Consider the following 20,463-nt stretch of genomic DNA (forward strand, 5'->3'; position numbering starts at 1 on the left):
AATGTTTCTTCTTTTTCACATGCTCAAGGCTTCAAAACGTTCTGTTTTCCCCTTATTATTCTTCAAAAACACCATTTCTTCCATAACTAAGTCTAACCACACAAAAAAACCGAGCATCATCCCAGCCCGGTTTTTAAGAAAGTAGACCTTCTACCTTTTTAATATATTTTCTTAGCGTGCTTGCGGAAACTCCATATGCTTCCACCAGCTCTTTCTGTGTCACAGCATGGCCATTGCCTTTGCTCCAGACGTAGGCGAATGCTGCTGCCCAAGCTGGTGCGTTCGTAAACGTGACAGCTTGTTTTAATGCTCGAGCATATAAATCAAACCATTCTTTTACAATCATATCAGCTTGTTTTGTATTTAATAATGATGCAATTTCATACCCATTCACGACATTAATTGGCACATCTCTTCGTTTCAATAAAGCAAACATGGCAAATTCACGGACCGTCGACGTGACAAAGGATTGTTCAAGTACATTTTTGACTGTAGTGTTGCTGGAAGAACTTGATTGGAAAATATGAAAAAGCTGTTCCGCTTCTTCTTCCTCCACCGTTTTATCCTCCATTTGATTCCAAGGCTCCGTTCCGGCTTTTTCAGGATTCAATTCAAGCACTTTTGACCACGCCTGTTCCGCGACTGTATACCGTTCTGTTTGATATGCTGCATTGGCAAGCCAGAAATAAAACGTTGCATCTCCTTGAAATCCGTTTTTCTGCAAAGAACGCAACCACTTGTAGGACAACTCGTGTCGACCAATCAACCCGAAAGTCGCTCCAAGTTTATAACGGTGTTCCACCAAAATTGGTGTCACTTTCTCTAGTGAGTTTGCTAGCTTGTTCATCTCCTTCACATTGTTTTCGTAATGGAAAAAGACAAGCAGGTTACAAAGCGCATGCAAGTTTCCTGGGTTCTTTTCCAGCACTTCCTCTAGGACTTCCCGAGCTTCTGCTAAATTCCCTTTGTAGAAGTAGGCTAAAGCCAGATTATTATACGCCGACCAGAATTGAGGATATTCTTCAATAATCTGTTCGAGCAGCTCTAATGCTTGATCCAGTTCCCCTTTTTCGAGCAAGCCTCTTGCATTTTCCTGCATGACTATTAGGTGATCCTGACCATCAACATAATCTTCCGCTTCATCTACCTCAATTTCCAAAAGATCAATCAAATCTTCGGTATCCTCGACAAATTCACCGTCTGGTTCCATTGTTAAATATTCCTCAGCATGCTTTCTTGCCTCTTGAAACAATCCCAAGTAAGCATAGTTGTTTGCCAAAAAATAATGACAATCATGCATGTCCGGTGCCAAATCTTCTATAATATCTTCTAAAAGTTCATTAGAACGCTGATAGTCTCCAAGCTCTGTAAGGACAATCGCCAGCTGACACATGATAGATGCATCACTAGGTTTCATCGCCTCCGCTCGTTGGAGCCATTTTCTTGCCTTATATAAATCCCGCTTCCGATAAGCGCGGATCCCTTTTTGAAAAAAATAATCGCCATTCTGCGCAAATGGGATGATCTTCGCAACTTGTTTCACATTCGGATTTTTTCCCATTATAGCCTCCATACAAACTTACTTACCGTTCGTAGTATAACATAAGAGGGGTTGGAAAGAATAGGTGGGAAATTTTGAGGTGTGTTTTTTCAGAGAGGGATTACTACATGTGGGGCGGTTTACTGGAAAAGAACAGTTTTTTACCTTCAGAAAGACCTACACTACTTCGTTTTTTCGTGACAGAAGTCTTTAGAGCCCCTTTAAAGACCTCCTTTGCTTCCTTTAAACGCGTCAAAGGTCTTTAGAACCTTTCTAAAGACCTTATTCACTACATCATCTTGTAAAAGAGGTCTTTAAAACCTCTCGTCTCTATCATCATTCTGTATTACCAGATTGCGCGCCAACATGCCGCTCCTCCAACACTGTCAACACTTCCTCCAAGCTCACATCCTGCTCACGCAACAACACCATTACATGGAAGAACAAATCTGCAACCTCCCAGGTAAGCTCTCCGCGGTCACGGTTTTTAGCAGCGATGATTACTTCTGCGGCTTCCTCGCCAACTTTCTTGAGAATCTTATCCACACCCTCTTCAAAAAGATAGGTAGTATAAGACCCCTCAGGCTTATCCACAGCTCGGGATGCAATGACAGACTCTAAGCGCGATAAAATGGATGTCGTCCCTGTATCCGATACGCCAAGTTCTCCTGCCGCATCTGATTCACCACCTAACACCACCTCATGAAAACAAGTCTCCTCGCCCTTATGACATGCCGGACCATTTGGTTCCACCAACACAAGCACCGCGTCCTGATCACAATCGTACCGCATCTCTATCACACGCTGCGTGTTACCGGAAGTTGCCCCTTTGTGCCAAAGTTCACCGCGAGAACGACTCCAAAACCAAGTCTCCCGAGACTCCACCGTTTTCACCAGCGACTCCCCGTTCATATATGCCAGTGTTAGCACTTCCTTCGTAGAAGCATTTTGTACAATCGCCGGGACAAGTCCTTTTTCATCAAACTTCACTGCTTCTAAATTGATCATCGAACCTGCACTCCTTTCTCCTTTAAGTAACCTTTCACTTCTTTTACACTCGTTTCTTTGTAGTGGAAAATGGAGGCTGCCAGTGCTGCATCTGCCGCTCCTTTTTCAAAAGCATCCAAGAAGTGAGACGCTTCACCTGCTCCACCTGAAGCGATGACAGGAACAGAGACAGCCTCGCTAACCGCTTTCGTCAACGCTAAATTAAAGCCTTTTTTCTCTCCGTCACTGTCCATGCTCGTCAGTAAAATCTCACCGGCTCCCAATTTCACCGCTTCCTGTGCCCATTTTACCACTTCCCAGTCCGTTTCCTTGCGTCCGCCATGGGTATATACTCTCCACGAACCGAGGCTCTCGTCATACTTAGCGTCAATTGCGACCACGATACATTGGGAGCCAAAGTAATCCGCACCGGCCTGAATTAAGTTTGGATTAAGCAAAGCAGCGGTATTTAATGACACTTTATCCGCACCGGCACGCAACAGCCGCTTCATGTCATCAATAGAGTTGATGCCACCTCCGACTGTGAACGGAATCGCCAATTTTGCAGCCACCTGCTCGACCACATCCACCATCGTTTCACGTCCTTCATGGGAGGCAGATATATCAAGGAACACCAGTTCATCTGCACCTTCTTCATCGTAAAAGGCAGCAAGCTCGACAGGATCCCCTGCATCTCGGAGCTCGACAAACTGAATTCCCTTTACGACTCGTCCTTCTTTTACATCCAGACAAGGGATGATTCGTTTCGTTAGCATCTATTTCACCTCTTCCAATGCACGGGCGAGATTGATTTTCTCCGTGTAGATCGCTTTTCCAACAATAGACCCTGACACGCCATCGCCTGCATATTTTTGAAGTGCCAACAAATCACCAACTGAACTAACTCCCCCGGAAGCAATGACAGAAACTCCTGTAACACGTGCTAGTTCTACCGTCGCATTGACATTTGGTCCAGATAACATGCCATCGGTTGCGATGTCTGTGAAAATGAATGTTTCTGCTCCCGCATCCGCCAGCTCTTTCCCAAGCACGGTCGCTTTCACAGTCGACGTTTCGACCCAACCTTCTGTTGCCACAAACCCATCCTTTGCATCAAGGCCGATTGCAATCTTTGCACCGTATTTGGCAAGCATTGCTTTCACGAAATCTGGGTCATTAATTGCCGCACTGCCTAAAATAACCCGGTCTACACCATTTTCCAAATAGCGCTCCACATCCTCTGCAGTACGAATTCCTCCACCAATCTGCACTTTCGCAGGCAGCTCACTTGCCACTTGCAGTACAAAACGGTCATTAACTGGCGAACCTGCCTTCGCACCGTCAAGGTCCACCATATGAATCCACTCTGCCCCTTGCTCCACAAACGTTTTTGCCATATCAAACGGCGAATCACCATAGACCGTTTCTTTACTATAATCTCCTTGCAATAAACGCACGCATTTTCCACCGCGCATATCAATAGCTGGATAAATGGTAAAGCTCATATTATCGCTCCTCTTCCTGGACAAGGCTCACAAAATTTTTCAATATCGCCAAGCCGACATTACTGCTTTTTTCCGGGTGAAACTGTGTTCCAAACACATTTCCACTTCCCGCCACGGCCGGTACCTGCACATCATATGTACTGCTTGCCAATAGTTCCGCTTCAGCAAAATCTTTTACATAGTAGGAATGAACAAAATAAACAAAATCCTCTGGCACACCCTCTAAAAGCGGGGATCCCTGTTGGAACTCAAGCTTGTTCCATCCCATATGTGGTACCTTATAAGATGTACCCTCCGCTGTAACTCCAGGAAAGCGTTCCACCTTACCCTTTAACAGAGACAATCCCTCTGTTATGCCATTCTCTTTACTTTCCTCATACAAAAGTTGCATGCCAAGGCAGATCCCTAGTAACTTTTTCCCCCGTGCTACCTCTTCTTTTATAAAAGAATCAAGACCTGTTTCTTGTAAAATAGACATGGCGTCACGGAACGAGCCGACACCTGGCAGGATAAGGCCTTCCGTTTCAAGTAAGACATCCCGGTCATTAGAAATGACAAACTTGACATCCATCCGCTCTAAAGCCTTGCTCACGCTATACAAATTCCCCATTCCGTAATCAATGATGCCAATCATCTTCTATAACATTCCCTTCGTCGATGGTACCCCTTTAACTCGCGGATCAATCGTCGTCGCTTCGTCCAGTGCACGGCCAAGTGCTTTGAATATTGCCTCGATAATGTGATGAGTGTTCGTTCCATAATGCACAATCACGTGAAGATTCATGCGAGCCTCTAAAGCAAGCTTCCATAAAAATTCGTGGACAAGCTCGGTATCAAATGTGCCGACCTTTTGGCTCGGGAATTCCGCTCTCATTTCCAGATGTGGACGATTGCTCAAATCTACGACCACTTGTGCAAGCGCCTCATCCATTGGAACAAACGCGTTTCCGTATCGTTTTATCCCCACTTTATCCCCAAGAGCATCTTTTAACGCCTGACCAAGACAAATGCCAATATCCTCCGTTGTGTGGTGATCATCAATATCTATATCCCCGTTTGCCTGCAAATCCAGATTGAACTGGCCGTGCTTTGTAAAAAGATCTAGCATATGTGTCATAAAAGGAACCGGCGTCTCGAGCTTTGCCACCCCTTCTCCATCTATCGTAAAAGCAAGCTGTATTTGCGTTTCTTTCGTGTTTCTCTCCAAGCTAGCTGTTCGTGTCATCAGTCTGTCTCCTCACTTTTCCTTGTTAGTAAATCTGGATTCCACCGCACGTGCATGCGCTTCTAAACCCTCTAGGCGAGCGAAAGCCGCAATCTTATCCACATTCTCTTTTAAAGCCTGTTCGCTATACATAATCACACTGGATTTTTTCACAAATTCATCCACAGACAAGCCACTGGAAAAACGTGCTGTCCCATTAGTAGGTAGCACATGATTCGGTCCTGCAAAATAATCCCCCACAGGCTCTGAGCTATACCTTCCTAGGAAAATAGCTCCTGCATGTTTGATATATGGTAAAAGATTTATCGCTTCCGCTGTCATCACTTCCAAGTGCTCAGGTGCCAGCTCATTGACCACACGGAGAGCTTCTTTTATTGTATCCGTTACAAAAATAGTGCCGTATGTTTCAATTGAAGCTCGCGCAATTGCTTCACGCGGGAGGCTGGAAAGCTGCCGTTCAACTTCCAGGGAGACTTCCTTCGCAAGAGTTTCTGAAGTGGTCACAAGAACGCTTGATGCGAGCTCATCATGCTCTGCCTGAGACAATAGATCCGCCGCAATCTCGTTAGCCTTTGCCGTCTCATCCGCCAACACGACAATTTCGCTTGGGCCGGCAATGCTATCAATATCCACAAGTCCATATACTTCTTTTTTCGCAAGTGCCACAAAAATGTTGCCAGGTCCAACAATTTTATCCACAGCCTGTATGGTTTCCGTTCCGTAAGCAAGAGCGCCGACCGCTTGGGCTCCCCCCACTTTATAGATTTCATCCACACCGAGAATGTCTGCTGCCACTAGCACACCTGCAGGCAATGTGCCATCGGCTGAAGGAGGACTCACCATTGCAATTCTTTCCACTCCTGCCGCTTGTGCAGGTATCACATTCATCAATACGGAAGAAGGATAGGCCGCTTTTCCACCTGGTACGTAGACACCGACTGCATCGAGTGCTGTTACTTGTTGTCCCAAAATCGTGCCGTCTGGTTTTGTGGATAACCACGACTGTTTTACCTGTTTTTGATGAAAATCCCGGATGTTATCTGCCGCGTTGTGGATAATGTTAATAACTTGTGGATTAAGTTGTTGATAAGCAGCTTGAATTTCTTCTTTTGTGACTTTTAATGTGGACAGCTTTGCTCCGTCCCATTTTTCTGTGTATAAATGTAGAGCTTTATCCCCTTGTTCTTTGACCGTTTGCAGGATCTGCAGGACTGCATCACGTTGTTCTTCTGTACCCTGATCAATGGAACGGCGCAAAGAAACCGATCCGCTCACTTTTTCTATTTTCATCATTTTTTACACCTCTCCAACTACCTCTGCTAATCTATCCACAAGTTCATCAATTTGCTTGTCTTTTAACCGGTAACTTACTGGATTGACAATCAAACGCGACGTGATATCCACAATTCTCTCAAATTCCACTAATCCGTTCTCTTTAAGTGTTCGTCCAGTGGATACGATATCCACAATTCGGTCTGATAATCCGATTAACGGTGCCAGTTCAATAGAACCGTTCAGCTTTACAATTTCCACTTGCTCCCCTTGCTCGCGGTAATAGCTTGAAGCAATTCCAGGATATTTCGTTGCAATTTTAGGTGCAACATCCTTCATTTCCGTTCCAGGTAATCCTGCCACTGCCAAATAACATTCACTAATTTTAAGATCAAGCACTTCATAAACATCACGCTCTTCTTCTAGCATCACGTCCTTGCCCGCAATTCCGACATCTGCCACTCCATGTTCCACGTAAGTGGTCACATCCATCGGCTTTGCTAAAATAAAACGCATGTTTTCATTGGGTACATCAATAATCAACTTTCTAGAATCCTCCAAATCGGGAGGAATGTTATAACCGGCTTGAACAAGCAACTGTGCCGCCTCTTCAAAAATTCGCCCTTTTGGCATCGCGATTGTTAGTACGCTCATGCTTCGTTCTCCTTTCTGGCTTTTCCAAGAAAAAAGGTTACATCGCTGAAGGACGCCGTGCATGCATCCACATTTTCCACACCTGCAATATCCTGAAGGATTACTTTTTCTCCTGCTTCTCTTTTGGAAGTGGCAAATGCGATCGCTTCTTCTCTTCTTTCTTGACTGAACAGTACTCCATGTATCTTCACTTCTGCTTTCTTCACACCTTTTGCTTCTAAAAGACGATCTAAATGGATTCCGAAACCTGTTGCTGACTTTTCACGGTTGAACTTTTGGAACAGCTTATCATATCTTCCGCCATTTCCAATCGGAAAGCCTATGTTTCCTGCATACGCTTCAAACACAATGCCCGTGTAATAACTCATATGACTGACAATGTTTAGATCAAGTTTCACAAACTCCGCGACACCATAAGCTTCTAACATTGTCCATAACTGTTCCAGTTCTTGTATCGCTTTTTTACCCGCATCTCCATCCAGTACTTCTTTTGCAAGTTCGATGTTGGAGGAATCTCCTCTTAACTTTAATAAGTTTAAGAGTCGTTTTTTATCAATAGAGGATAGCGGCAGATTTTTTACATGCTCCCGATACCCTACGTAATTTTTTTCATATAAGTATCTTCTTAAGATTGCCGCTCGTTCTTCATTACCGACTATGTCGAGGAAGATCTCCTGCAAAAATCCGATATGTCCTATTGCGACAGTAAAAGTTGATAATCCTGTGTTTTTGAGAAGTGCTACAAGCAAGGCAATCATCTCGGCGTCGGCACTGATAGATCGGTCACCAATGCACTCCACACCAATTTGCTCAAATTCTGCTGGCCGACCCGCTTCATTTTGTTGAGCGCGGAAAACATTGGCCGAGTAGGCAAGACGTTGCGGATAACCTTCATTTAAAAGCCTCGAAGCCGCGACCCTAGCAATCGGTGCCGTCATGTCCGGCCTTAAGACTAGCGTATGTCCTTGCTGATCAAGTAACTTGAACAGTTGCTGATCGAGAATAGCGGATGCTTCCCCGACCGTTTCGTAGTATTCAAGTGTCGGGGTCTCCATAAATTGATAGCCCCACTGACTGATTTCTGCTGTCATCGTGTTTCTGACGTTATGTTTTGCTTCATATAAAGAAGGAAGCGTGTCCCGCATTCCTAGTGGTTTTTCAAACATGAATGGTTTTGACATGTGGATACCCACCTTTTATAATAATCTGAATTCCTTTAGTTCGCTAATATGGTAACATACTAACAAAGTGAAGCTTTTTGGTCAAGCATTAACGGTCTGGGTTGTGTCTTTCTCTATTTTGGGTAAAAAAAGGCACTTTATCCTTGGAGACAAAGTGCTTGTTATGTTGGACATCTTGGTAGGATTTTTGTTGGGACCTCACTAGTGTAATTTTGACGGTTGTAATGTATTCATAACGGGTATGAAGACTTCGCTGGCTCAAAGTTTTAGCTAGACAGGTCTTTATAACGGGTATAAAGACTTCGCTGGCTTGTTAAAAAAGGCCTCATATACTTTTAACTTAAATCCAGCCTTACAGCCTGCCTGCTAAAACCTCATCCGCTCCTGCATTTCCTCTTTTGTATAGATGACGCGCATGGGGTTTCCACCGACGAAGGCGCCTTCTGGGACGTCTTTATGTACGAGGGTGCCGGCGGAGACAATGGCGCCGTCTCCGATAATGACGCCGGGAAGGATCGTCGTGTTGGCGCCGATCATAACTTCGCTTCCAATCTCCACATCGCCGAGACGATATTCTTTGACCAAGTATTCGTGGGCCAGGATGGTGGTATTATAGCCAATGACCGTGTTGCGGCCGACGCTTATTTTTTCTGGAAACATGACATCAAGCATTACCATTAAAGCAAAGGAAGTCTGCTCGCCCACCTTCATGCGTAAGAATGTGCGGTATAGCCAGTTTTTCATGCCTAAAAATGGAGTGTACCTGGCGATCTGAATGACAGCAAAGTTTTTCACGACTTTTAGAAAAGGGACGGTTTTGTAGACGTGCCATAGGGAATTGGCGCCCTCTACCGGGTAACGAGTCGTCCTTCTACTCACCCTCTGTCACTCCTACAAGTGGCAACAAGTCTTTCATATGTGTGAGCATGTAATCTGGTTCAAAGGATTGAAGATATTCGACTCCTTTAATCGTCCAGCTTACCGCTGCCGTTTTCGTTCCGGCATTTTTTCCAGCTAAGATGTCGTGAAAGTTATCGCCTACCATGATGGCCTCTTCAGGCGTTGAACCTAGCTGCTGCAGGGCAAGGTGGATCGGTTCCGGATCTGGTTTGGCATTTGTGACATCATCCAGGCAGACGACCACATCAAAGAACTGGTCGAGTCCTGTCAATTTAAGTCCCATCACCACAGTCTGACGCATTTTTGTCGTCACAATTCCAAGCTTTAGACCTTTTTCATGTAAAAGCTTTACTGTTTCCAATACCCCTTCAAACTCTGTTACATACTCATCATGTTTGGTCATATTGAAGTCGCGATAATGGGCAATCATTTCGTCCACTTTCGACTCATCCATTTTTACAAACGTATCGTATAGAGGTGGGCCGAGGAAAGTCAGTACATCATCACGGCCGTATTGTTCCGGATAATAATGATTTAATGTGTGAAGGAACGACTCAATAATAAGGTCGTTTGTATCTATAAGTGTTCCATCTAAATCAAAAAGCACGGTATTAATGGTCATAAGAGGCTTCCTTTCTTTTTGCAAGTTCTAACCGTTTCCAAACGAACGAAACGGCGATCGTAAGGAGAATGGCAGTTGTAATTCGGATGGCAAGGAGCGGCCATACAGGGATGCCGAGCGGAATGAAGATAAGCGTATCCTCTACCACCGCGTGACAGGCAACGAGAAAAATAAAGGCAAGAGTCAAATCCTTCTTACTTACATTATCCTCTTTTACCGCCTGAATCATAACTCCTGCTCCATAGGCAAGGCCGATTACCAACCCGGCCGCCATGGTAGTAGACGTATTCTCTTTCATTCCGAGCACACGGGTAAACGGCCCCATCCACTTGGAGAATACCGCCAACCAGCCGAGCTCTTTCATATATTGTACAAGGATCATAAGCGGAATGACGATTATTGCTAGCTGCAGGATTCCCATCAGACCGCGTTGTGTCGCATCAAGGATAATAGGGAAAAAGCCTGTTACAGCCTCTTCAGATTTTGCGAGCATGCCGTACTGGGCAAGTTCGCCTCCACCTTTCCATATCAGGTTAATGAGAATTCCCGCAGAAAAAGCCAGGCCGAGTCGGACCGCTAAAATTACCCATATTTTCAAACCTACTTTTGCCGCTACGGTTGACTCTACTAAAAGATTATGGGAAAACGAGAGCATGACCGCCAAGATAAAGACTTCTTTTACGGTAAGATCCAAGGTAAGGATGGCACCTATTCCTGCGTACAGGTTTAGAAAATTCCCGATTACAAGCGGGATGGCTGCTTCACCTGACAGGCCGAAAATCCCCATGATGGGTGCGATTGCTTTTATAAGATATTGCAGGACGGGTGTATGCTGAAGAATACCGACAAGAAGTGTGACTGGAAAAATGACTTTTCCAAGTGTCCACGTCGTTCCCAGCCCCACCATCAGCCCGCGTTTAAAAGTTTGCATCATGAAGCTCCTCCCCCTTTGAAGTAGCCGCTCCATTTTTTTCTGGAGGATTGCTTATTTAGTCGCTTCAGGTGTATTTTTCTTTGAGTCCATGTAACGTTCTTTATTTTCTGGATCCAAGTAACGTCTGTTAGCCATGCCAAGCACTCGACGTACAACGATCAGCGCGATAGCAAGGACGATCAGTCCGATGGAAATAACTTGTGCGATTCTAAGAGACTCTGTCAACATCAAGCTGTCCGTACGCATTGCTTCTATAAAAAAGCGTCCAATCGAATACCAAATCACATAACTCAAGAAGAGTTCTCCACGTCTTAAATTCACTTTTCTCAGTAAAAGAAGCAATCCGAAACCAACCAAATTCCAAATAGATTCATAAAGGAAAGTTGGGTGATAGTACGCCCCGTTTATGTACATTTGGTCAACGATGAAATCCGGTAAGTAAAGCCCCTCCAAGAATCCTCTTGTCACTTCCCCACCATGGGCTTCCTGGTTCATGAAGTTCCCCCAGCGGCCAATTGCCTGACCAAGGATGATACTTGGTGCACCAATATCAGCAAGCTTCCAGAACGAAATTCCTCGTATTCTTGCAAAAATAACTCCAGTGGTGATGGCGCCAATCAGACCGCCATGGATGGCAAGTCCACCTTCCCAGATTTTCAGAATATCGCCTAGGTTTTGCGAATAATGATCCCACTGAAACGCTACATAATATAGTCTTGCACAAAGAATTGCAATCGGAATCGCAAACAAGACAAGATCGACAAATACATCTTTGTTAAGTCCGCGTCTTTCGGACTCTCTTGTGGCAATCCATAATCCAAGCAGGGCTCCTGTTCCAATAATGGCCCCATACCAGTAAACCGTAATCGGCCAACTGATCATGACCGGATTTAACGGCTCAATGTTTCCTAACAACATGTTCTCCACACTCCATTATTTTTAAATGTCTTCATGCTCATTTTCATTATTTATAACACCTGATAAACGGTTGGAGAACTGTTCGGCAGCATTCATGCCCATTCTCTTTAAGCGGAAATTCATCGCTGCCACTTCAATGATAACAGCCAAGTTTCGCCCAGGACGAACAGGCACCGTCAAGCGGGTCACTTCCGAATCAATGATCTTCATCTTTTCTTCATCCAACCCAACACGATCATATTGCTTGTTTTTATCCCAAAGTTCAAGATTAATGACAAGCGTGATCCGTTTGTAACTGCGCACTGCTCCCGCTCCGAAAAGGGTCATCACGTTAATGATACCAAGACCCCTGATCTCAAGAAGGTGTTCAATTAGTTCCGGCGAGTTCCCGATAAGTGTATCCGTATCTTCCTGTCTGATCTCGACGCAATCATCCGCCACCAAACGATGTCCTCTTTTTACAAGTTCAAGTGCCGTTTCACTTTTACCAACGCCACTTTTTCCGGTGATCAGCACACCTACCCCGTATATGTCGACTAGCACACCGTGTACTGCAGTTGTCGGTGCAAGCTTCCCTTCTAAATAATTGGTCAGGTGGGAGGACAGCCTGGTCGTTTTCATCGGTGAACGCATTAGTGGCACACTTTCGTACTCTGCCGCTTCCACAAGTTCAGGCGGAACTTCCATGTCCCTTGACACAATGATGCCTGGCGTGATGTCCGTGCATAGCTGACTCATACGCTCTCTTTTTTCCTTTGGCGTAAGCCTTTCAAAAAAAGACAGCTCCGTTTTTCCAAGCAATTGAATTCTCTCTGCCGGATAGTAGGTAAAATAACCGGCCATCTCTATACCAGGTCGGGAAATATCACTCGTCGCAATCGGACGATTCACACCTTCTTCCCCACCAATCAATTCAAAATTAAACTTCTCAATCAGATCCTTTGTCCGAACCTTTGGCACAGCCAAAACCTCCTTCAGTATGGAAACACCCTGATGTATTTGTCAAAATGAGTGTTACACTTTCTATGTAAATCAACCTTTCCTCATTTTAGCACTATTTGACTTTTTTATTAAGTGGGAGGTTTGGGAGAGGGGATTTAATTGAGGATATGGAAACTTTGAGTTGGTGATTGGAGCAAAAGGACGAGACTGATGAGGGAGATAGTGCTAGATGGAGATCCCGAGGAGAGGGAAGCCTTTTGCTGAAATCAACAGCGGTAGTAAACGAAGTTAAAAAACGCGAACCCGGATATATCAGGTTCGCGTGTCACATTAATTCTTTTTTTGCAAAGGCTCGACAATCGCCTTCTGGATTAGCAGATTTAATATCGAAATGACTATTGCTGCTAAAATCGCTGTACCAAAACCATCAATATTAAATGCATCCCCCATCAAGAAAGCAGTCAACATAAGCGTGATCGCATTGATCACAAACAAGAACAACCCTAAACTAAGCAATGTAACAGGCAAAGTCAAAATAACCAAGATTGGTTTTACAATGGTATTCAACACTGCCAAAATCAAACTTGCAATGATTGCTGCTCCCACACTGCTCAATTGGAACGAGTCAATATAGCCAGCAACCACAATTAATATCAATGCATTAACGAGAATACTGACAGCCCATCTCATCAGTATATCTCTGACTCTTCATTCGGAAGTAGAAATGTTAGAACAAAGTACGTAACAATCAGAGGCATTACTCCTGTTGGGAACAATAGAATGACAAAGATAACGCGCAATAGATTGGAATCTACCCCTAAATATTTCCCTAGACCTCCAAGCACACCCGCAAGCTTGCGGTCGTTTTTGGAACGAATAAGACGTCTCATATTACTTCACCTCATATGGTTTAATTAAAATGGAACCTGTCGTCGTTTCCGCCAGAATGTACGTGAGTGGAGCACCTTCTTTTTTCGCTTTAAAATGAAGGGCCTTTTGCACCACCTCATTTTTCTCCTCCACCACATCCATCCCTGGAACCTCGCATGTAAAGCTTCCAAGATTCGTTTTCAACTCAGCTTCCAATGCGTTCTCAGTTGAAATGAACAGATCCACACTTCCTGTTTTTGTTTTCGCCATAATCGAACGTGCAGTAGACCCCGTCAACTCCCCAACCACATTTCCATTAAAGCTCTGCACATCCAATTTTTCAATATCTCCGCGAACCTTTAACATTCCGTTAATGGTTTCCGCCTCAACTTCTTTCGCGTCACAATCTGTCAATTTAATATGACCGTTTGCCGTCTCCGCTTCAATGTATTCGCTTCTTAAGTTCTCCCATGTTAACGAACCATTCGCCGACTTCATGTTCATCGACTTTACATGTAGACCTTCCCCTGAAATAGGCCCATTAAACATGCGAATATTCAAGCAGTCGTATTTCTCTTCTGGCACATAAACCGTTGCGTTCACTTTCATATGCTTCTTCTGGACAGAAAAACGGAGTTTACCAGCTTCAATGGAAAATAGCACTTCACTCAGAAAAGCTTTCCGCGCATCATCTTGTGAGTTCTCCTCATAAACCTTTGCCTCACACTCTATCTTCACATCATTCTCTTTCCAAGGAACCACCTTAACCGCGCCATTCGCGACATCAAGGTCGATATGCTGCAAATGCACATCTGATTGTTGAAAAATATGTTGAATCGAGATAGAAGGTCCAAAGTTGAAATCCAAGTCCAAATCTTTAATCTTTTGCAACGCACTTCCAACAAAATCTAGGATATTATTTTTAAAAGAGGATGCCTGCTTACTGTAAGAATCAAATTTTGATTTATCGAAAGAACTTGAGCCAGTTGATCCGTTTTTATTGCTGGAATTGGAAAAAACCTTGGAAGACAGTGCTTTAAAAATATTCTCCTCTGCTTCCTGAGAACCTTTTGCATCCCTAGCAAGCTCCGAAACAATTTCATCCTGCCGCAAACTTTTCTCTTTACTATTCTTCTCCAAACTCTCCAATAAAATAATCGCTTCTTCCGCCGTCAACTTCCCTTCCTCCACCAACTTCAAAATACGCTTACGCTCTTCCATACATAACATCCTCCCTATCTATAAACTTTATCAAACATTCCCAAACAACCTCTACAATAACTCTACGACTGACCTCACCAAAAGTTTCACTTTTTACTTCTACCCTTAGTTTCGCATAAAATTTGCGAAAAGGGGTCAGACCCCGGCAGGATTTTTGATATCCATGTCGTACGCCTCAAGTCTTATTAGTTAGTTGCCCATTATGATTGAATTTGGATTCTTTGAGTCTCCATTCCTCCAAATGGTATAATGGTTCTAGTTTCTGGGTATAGATTGTGTGGAAGGAGTGAAACGGATATGGATTTTATTATGGATCATTTGTTGACAATCATCATTGTTCTTGTCATTTTATTTGTGGTGATTCCTTTCTTGAAAAGCATTTTATCTAAACTTGTTATGATTGGACTAATACTTGCCGGTTTGATTTTCTTTGGCGTACTGGGTCCTGATTTCACTGAGTCTTCCTCTAATTATGTGGAGAATACCATTCGTCCAGTGGTGACGAATGAAATAGATAAAGCAGACTTTCATTATGATGAGGTAACTAAAGAGTACAAGATTCAAAGCGCCTCTTTTCACCTGAAAGGAAAACTAAACGAAAATACTGGTGAAATTCGTTTCAAAGACAAAACTTATGAAATGAATGTACGATTCTTACAGGATATTATTGAAAAGAAAGTTAAAGAACAAGAGACAAACCAGTAACAATACAAAAAAGAAGGATGGTTGCCGATTTGGGCGTAACCATCCTCTTTTTTTTCAACTAATTCTCAAAGTAGTCACCCTTTACTGACTGCTTCGACTTTCTTTACTTTCTGATCCATGCGATCGCGGTCACGCAGTAATACCGGTCGGAGGTATTGCCCTGTATACGAAGCTTCTACTTCAATGACCTCTTCTGGTGTTCCAGTGGCAATGATACTGCCGCCTTTGTCTCCACCCTCAGGACCAAGATCAATCATGTAGTCTACCGCTTTGATAACGTCTAAGTTATGCTCAATCACAAGCACGGTATCTCCATTCTCCACTAACCGCTGTAAAACCTTCAACAATCTCGAAATGTCATCTACATGCAAGCCTGTTGTCGGTTCATCTAAGATATAGAGAGAGCGGCCAGTAGACCTACGGTGCAACTCTGATGCAAGTTTGACACGTTGCGCTTCTCCCCCAGACAGAGTGGTAGCAGGCTGACCGAGTGTAATATAACCCAAGCCGACATCGTAAATAGTCTGCAGTTTCCGTTTGATCTTCGGTATGTTTTCAAAGAAACTCACCGCATCCTCAACGGTCATTTTCAAAATATCATCTATGTTTTTCCCTTTATACTGTACTTCAAGCGTTTCGCGATTATAACGTTTTCCGTGACACACTTCACATGGCACATACACATCGGGAAGGAAATGCATTTCGATTTTGATAATTCCATCCCCGCGACATGCCTCACAGCGGCCACCTTTCACATTGAACGAAAAACGACCTTTCTTATAACCACGAACTTTCGCTTCATTGGTAGAAGCAAATACATCACGGATATCATCAAATACCCCAGTGTAGGTGGCAGGGTTAGAACGCGGAGTTCTTCCGATCGGAGACTGATCGATGTCAATGACTTTATCAAGATGGTCAATTCCTCGGATCTCTTTATGTTGGCCAGGTTTGGTCTTTGCATTATGCAAACGCTGCGCAAGAGCCTTATGCAAAATTTCATTAATTAATGTACTTTTCCCTGAACCTGATACCCCTGTCACTGCCACAAAACAGCCAAGCGGTATTTTCACATCCACATTGCTTAAGTTGTTTTCATTCGCCCCGATTACTTCAATGAAACGGTCTTTAACCACTTTTCTTTCTGTCGGAAGCGGAATGAACTTCTTTCCAGACAAATATTGACCGGTCAAAGAGTTCTTGTCATTCATTACTTCCTCAGGTGTACCAGCTGAAATAACCTGACCTCCATGAACACCTGCTCCAGGACCAATATCAAGCAAGTAATCGGCTGCCATCATGGTGTCTTCATCATGTTCAACGACAATTAATGTATTACCAATATCACGCATGTTTTTGAGCGTTTGAATCAATCGATCATTGTCTCGCTGATGAAGTCCGATAGATGGCTCATCTAAAATGTAAAGAACCCCGGTAAGTCTTGAACCAATTTGAGTTGCCAGACGAATCCGCTGTGCTTCTCCACCAGAAAGCGTTCCGGCAGAACGGCTCATCGTCAAATAGTCCAATCCGACATTGTTCAAGAAACCAAGACGTTCCTCAATTTCTCGCAAAATCATATGGGCAATCTTTCTTTCTTTTTCCGTCAGCTCGAGGCCCTCAAAGAAATCCAATGCTTCTACGATAGAAAAGTTTGTCACATTCCCGATATGCCTATTGTTGATAAGCACGGATAAACTTTCTAACTTCAAACGATTCCCTTTACAAGTAGGACAAGGTTGCTGAGCCATATACTTTTCCATCTGTTCACGGATGTAGTCTGAACTCGTCTCCTTGTAGCGTCTTTCCACATTGGGGATGACTCCCTCAAAGATGATATAGCTTTCGCGTACTTGACCAAAGTCATTCTCATAACGGAAGTAAATTTCTTCCTTCCCACTACCGTAAAGCACCTTATCTAAAAGATTTTTGGGGATATCTTTTACTGGTACCTCCATGTCAATTCCGTAGTGATTGCACACAGCTTGCAGCATTTGTGGATAGTATTGTGAACTTGTTGGCTCCCAAGGCGCAAGCGCATGTTCTTTGAGACTGAGGTTCTTATTTGGGAGCACCAAATCAATGTCTACTTCCAGCTTTGTGCCTAAACCATCACATTTTTGGCATGCTCCATAAGGGCTGTTAAAGGAGAACATTCTTGGCTCTAATTCACCTATAGAGAATCCACATTGTGGACAAGCATGATGCTCGCTGAAGAGCAGTTCCTCTTCCCCGATTACGTCCACAATCACTTTTCCTTCCCCAAGCCTGATAGCAGATTCCAATGAATCAGACAGACGGGTCTCCACGCCTTCTTTTACAACGATACGGTCTATTACTACTTCAATGGAATGCTTTTTGTTTTTTTCCAATTCAATATCGTCGGATACTTCCATCATTTCACCGTTCACACGTACGCGGACATATCCTTGTTTCTTAATGTCCTCAAGTGTTTTCACATGCGTCCCTTTACGGCCTTGGATGACAGGAGCAAGGATTTGAAGTTTTGTCCGTTCTGGATATTCCATAATCCTGTCTACCATTTGCTCTATGGTTTGTGAAGATATCTCAATACCGTGTTTTGGACACGTTGGCCTACCTACCCTTGCAAAAAGAAGACGAAGATAATCATAGATTTCCGTAACCGTTCCCACGGTTGAACGAGGGTTACGGCTTGTCGTCTTCTGGTCGATGGAGATGGCAGGGGACAGCCCTTCTATAGCATCCACATCCGGTTTGTCCATCTGTCCAAGGAATTGGCGCGCATAGGCAGAAAGGGACTCTACATAACGGCGTTGTCCTTCTGCATAGATGGTGTCAAAGGCTAGAGAGGATTTCCCCGATCCTGAAAGCCCCGTCAACACCACTAATTTATCGCGGGGAATCGTTACATCAATGTTTTTTAGATTATGGGCTCTGGCCCCTTTTACTACTATTTTATCCATTGCCATCCTTCTGTCATCCTTCCGCTTTCAGCTCCAAGATAAGGTCACGAAGCTCGGCTGCACGTTCGAAATCCAGCGCTTTTGCCGCATCTTTCATTTCCTGCTCCATGCTTTCTATAAGCTTTTCTCTTTCTTTCTTGTTCTTTGGTCTGAGTGTTGGTACTGCACCTTCGTAATTACCATCTTCTTCAGCTACGAATGTGGCACGGATAAGTTCCGGAACCTTTTTCTTGATGGTGGTCGGCGTGATTCCATGCTCTAGATTATAAGCCTCCTGGGTTTCCCGGCGACGCTTTGTTTCATTTATTGCAATATCCATTGATTTTGTTATTTTATCTGCATACATGATAACTCTACCGTTCGAGTTACGTGCCGCACGCCCAATTGTCTGAATCAAGGAGCGTTCAGAACGAAGGAAACCTTCTTTGTCTGCATCAAGAATGGTGACAAGGGAAACTTCCGGGATGTCGAGACCTTCTCTTAAGAGGTTAATCCCAACCAAGACATCATGTTTACCCATTCTCAGTTCTCTAATAATTTCAATTCGCTCAAGGGTCTTGATTTCAGAATGCAGGTACGCAACTTTAATACCGAGCTCTTTCAGATACGCAGTAAGATCCTCGGACATTTTCTTCGTCAAGGTAGTGACAAGGACTCTTTCATCCTTTTCCACACGTTGATGGATCTCGCCAATCAGGTCGTCAATCTGCCCTTTAATCGGTCTCACTTCAATAATCGGATCAAGCAGTCCGGTCGGTCGGATTATCTGCTCTACCATTTTAGGTGTATGCTCCAGCTCGTAAGGTCCTGGTGTTGCAGAAACATAGACAAGTTGAGCGGTTTTCTTTTCAAATTCCTCAAATCTCAAAGGACGGTTATCCTTAGCAGACGGCAGACGGAACCCATGGTCTACCAGGACTTGCTTTCTTGCCTGGTCCCCATTAAACATCCCTCTAATTTGAGGAAGCGTTACGTGGGACTCGTCAATTACCAATAGAAAATCTTCAGGGAAGAAATCCATCAGGGTGTATGGAGTCGAGCCAGCTGGACGCAGGGTTAAGTGACGGGAGTAGTTCTCGATTCCAGAACAAAAACCCATCTCTGCCATCATTTCGAGGTCATACCTTGTCCGCTGTTCCAGTCGCTGAGCTTCTAACAGTTTACCTGCCTCGCGTAGCTCTTCCAGACGCTCTTCTAATTCAGCCTGGATATTGACGATGGCTTTTTTCATTTTCTCTTCGCGGGTTACGAAGTGGGACGCCGGGAAAATGGAAACATGGTTACGATCTCCAAGAATTTCACCTGTTAATGCATCCACTTCTCGTATGCGGTCTATTTCGTCACCGAAAAACTCCACACGAATGCAGTGTTCGTCACGGGATGCAGGGAAAATCTCGACCACATCACCGCGAACCCGGAATGTCCCGCGCTTGAAGTCAATGTCATTCCTACTGTATTGGATGTCTACTAAGTCGCGCAGTAAGACATTTCGTTCTTTTTCCATTCCTGTTCTTAAGCTGACAACTAGATCACGATATTCTTCCGGTGACCCTAAGCCATAAATACATGACACACTGGCAATGATGATAACGTCGTTCCGTTCAAAAAGGGAAGCCGTTGCCGAGTGGCGGAGCTTATCGATTTCATCATTGATGCTTGCGTCTTTTTCTATAAAAGTATCGGTAGAAGGTACATACGCTTCTGGTTGATAGTAATCATAATAACTAACAAAATATTCGACTGCGTTGTTTGGGAAAAATTCTTTGAACTCACTATATAATTGCCCTGCCAACGTTTTATTGTGGGCGATAATTAATGTTGGTTTGTTTACTGCCTGTATCACATTAGAAACAGTAAATGTCTTACCTGTACCTGTTGCGCCAAGAAGTGTCTGATGCTTTTTTCCGTTTTTGATGCCTTCTACAATCTCTTCGATCGCGGTTGGCTGATCTCCATCCGGCTTATATCCAGAAACTAACTCAAACTGTTCCATCCACAAAAAGCCTCCATTTCCGTTCATCTAACCTTTACCAATATTCTAA

20 protein-coding genes are annotated in these 20,463 nt (G+C 44.0%); 1 reads left to right on the forward strand and 19 read right to left on the reverse strand.

Annotated features, from left to right (window positions below; genetic code table 11):
• Nucleotides 1–133 precede the first annotated feature (133 nt).
• The 17 genes from AAV98_RS04660 to AAV98_RS04740 all read right to left on the reverse strand — a co-directional run bounded on the left by AAV98_RS04660 (nt 134) and on the right by AAV98_RS04740 (nt 14,771).
• Nucleotides 134–1,561, reverse strand: coding sequence for a tetratricopeptide repeat protein (locus AAV98_RS04660; RefSeq protein ID WP_060664409.1), 1,428 nt, complete (start codon nt 1,559–1,561; stop codon nt 134–136).
• A 315-nt stretch (nt 1,562–1,876) separates the two neighbouring features.
• A complete protein-coding gene (gene hisIE / locus AAV98_RS04665) occupies nt 1,877–2,548 on the reverse strand; it encodes a bifunctional phosphoribosyl-AMP cyclohydrolase/phosphoribosyl-ATP diphosphatase HisIE (RefSeq protein ID WP_442853671.1) in 672 nt (223 codons plus the stop codon).
• Nucleotides 2,545–3,303: an imidazole glycerol phosphate synthase subunit HisF gene (gene hisF / locus AAV98_RS04670; protein WP_060664410.1), complete on the reverse strand. Its 759-nt coding sequence runs from the start codon at nt 3,301–3,303 to the stop codon at nt 2,545–2,547. The genes hisIE and hisF overlap by 4 nt, the downstream gene beginning before the upstream one ends.
• Nucleotides 3,304–4,032, reverse strand: a complete 729-nt coding sequence (hisA, locus tag AAV98_RS04675; protein WP_060664411.1) for a 1-(5-phosphoribosyl)-5-[(5-phosphoribosylamino)methylideneamino]imidazole-4-carboxamide isomerase — start codon at nt 4,030–4,032, stop codon at nt 3,304–3,306.
• A 1-nt stretch (nt 4,033) separates the two neighbouring features.
• A complete protein-coding gene (gene hisH, locus AAV98_RS04680; RefSeq protein ID WP_060664412.1) occupies nt 4,034–4,666 on the reverse strand; it encodes an imidazole glycerol phosphate synthase subunit HisH in 633 nt (210 codons plus the stop codon).
• A 3-nt stretch (nt 4,667–4,669) separates the two neighbouring features.
• Complete coding sequence (hisB, locus tag AAV98_RS04685) at nt 4,670–5,257, reverse strand: imidazoleglycerol-phosphate dehydratase HisB (RefSeq protein WP_060664413.1); 588 nt, start codon at nt 5,255–5,257, stop codon at nt 4,670–4,672.
• 12 nt (nt 5,258–5,269) lie between these two features.
• Nucleotides 5,270–6,547 (reverse strand): histidinol dehydrogenase, encoded by a 1,278-nt coding sequence (gene hisD / locus AAV98_RS04690; protein WP_060664653.1) that lies wholly within the window; start codon nt 6,545–6,547, stop codon nt 5,270–5,272.
• Between the two features lie 6 nt (nt 6,548–6,553).
• Entirely contained in the window at nt 6,554–7,183 is a 630-nt protein-coding gene (gene hisG / locus AAV98_RS20510) for an ATP phosphoribosyltransferase (protein ID WP_060664414.1), read from the reverse strand.
• Nucleotides 7,180–8,364, reverse strand: a complete 1,185-nt coding sequence (locus AAV98_RS04700) for an ATP phosphoribosyltransferase regulatory subunit (protein ID WP_060664415.1) — start codon at nt 8,362–8,364, stop codon at nt 7,180–7,182. The genes hisG and AAV98_RS04700 overlap by 4 nt, the downstream gene beginning before the upstream one ends.
• 366 nt (nt 8,365–8,730) lie before the next feature.
• Nucleotides 8,731–9,243 carry an acyltransferase gene (locus AAV98_RS04705; RefSeq protein ID WP_060664416.1) on the reverse strand — a complete coding sequence of 171 codons (513 nt, stop codon included), beginning with the start codon at nt 9,241–9,243 and terminating at the stop codon, nt 8,731–8,733.
• Complete coding sequence (ppaX, locus tag AAV98_RS04710; RefSeq protein ID WP_060664417.1) at nt 9,236–9,886, reverse strand: pyrophosphatase PpaX; 651 nt, start codon at nt 9,884–9,886, stop codon at nt 9,236–9,238. The genes AAV98_RS04705 and ppaX overlap by 8 nt, the downstream gene beginning before the upstream one ends.
• A complete protein-coding gene (locus AAV98_RS04715) occupies nt 9,876–10,820 on the reverse strand; it encodes a nucleoside recognition domain-containing protein (protein WP_060664418.1) in 945 nt (314 codons plus the stop codon). The genes ppaX and AAV98_RS04715 overlap by 11 nt, the downstream gene beginning before the upstream one ends.
• A 51-nt stretch (nt 10,821–10,871) precedes the next feature.
• Complete coding sequence (gene lgt / locus AAV98_RS04720) at nt 10,872–11,738, reverse strand: prolipoprotein diacylglyceryl transferase (RefSeq protein ID WP_060664419.1); 867 nt, start codon at nt 11,736–11,738, stop codon at nt 10,872–10,874.
• Nucleotides 11,739–11,759: 21 nt separating this feature from the next.
• Complete coding sequence (gene hprK, locus AAV98_RS04725) at nt 11,760–12,698, reverse strand: HPr(Ser) kinase/phosphatase (RefSeq protein ID WP_060664420.1); 939 nt, start codon at nt 12,696–12,698, stop codon at nt 11,760–11,762.
• 312 nt (nt 12,699–13,010) lie between these two features.
• A complete protein-coding gene (locus AAV98_RS04730) occupies nt 13,011–13,373 on the reverse strand; it encodes a phage holin family protein (RefSeq protein WP_060664421.1) in 363 nt (120 codons plus the stop codon).
• Complete coding sequence (locus tag AAV98_RS04735) at nt 13,370–13,570, reverse strand: PspC domain-containing protein (RefSeq protein ID WP_060664422.1); 201 nt, start codon at nt 13,568–13,570, stop codon at nt 13,370–13,372. Before AAV98_RS04735 ends, AAV98_RS04730 begins: the two co-directional genes overlap by 4 nt.
• Before the next feature lies 1 nt (nt 13,571).
• Nucleotides 13,572–14,771, reverse strand: coding sequence for a DUF4097 family beta strand repeat-containing protein (locus AAV98_RS04740; protein WP_060664423.1), 1,200 nt, complete (start codon nt 14,769–14,771; stop codon nt 13,572–13,574).
• 297 nt (nt 14,772–15,068) lie between these two features.
• Here AAV98_RS04740 and AAV98_RS04745 point away from each other — a divergent pair, with 297 nt between their 5' ends.
• On the forward strand, nt 15,069–15,476 hold the full coding sequence (locus AAV98_RS04745; protein ID WP_060664424.1) for a hypothetical protein: 408 nt from the start codon (nt 15,069–15,071) through the stop codon (nt 15,474–15,476).
• A 74-nt stretch (nt 15,477–15,550) separates the two neighbouring features.
• Here AAV98_RS04745 and uvrA read toward each other — a convergent pair whose 3' ends face one another.
• Both uvrA and uvrB read right to left on the reverse strand, forming a co-directional pair.
• The gene (uvrA, locus tag AAV98_RS04750; RefSeq protein WP_060664425.1) at nt 15,551–18,427 is read right to left on the reverse strand and encodes an excinuclease ABC subunit UvrA; all 2,877 of its coding nucleotides are present in this window, start codon (nt 18,425–18,427) and stop codon (nt 15,551–15,553) included.
• Nucleotides 18,428–18,434: 7 nt separating this feature from the next.
• Entirely contained in the window at nt 18,435–20,414 is a 1,980-nt protein-coding gene (gene uvrB, locus AAV98_RS04755) for an excinuclease ABC subunit UvrB (RefSeq protein WP_060664426.1), read from the reverse strand.
• Nucleotides 20,415–20,463 lie beyond the last annotated feature (49 nt).

The organism is Bacillus sp. CHD6a, assembly GCF_001293645.1.
Taxonomy (GTDB): Bacteria; Bacillota; Bacilli; order Bacillales; family Bacillaceae_I; genus Sutcliffiella_A.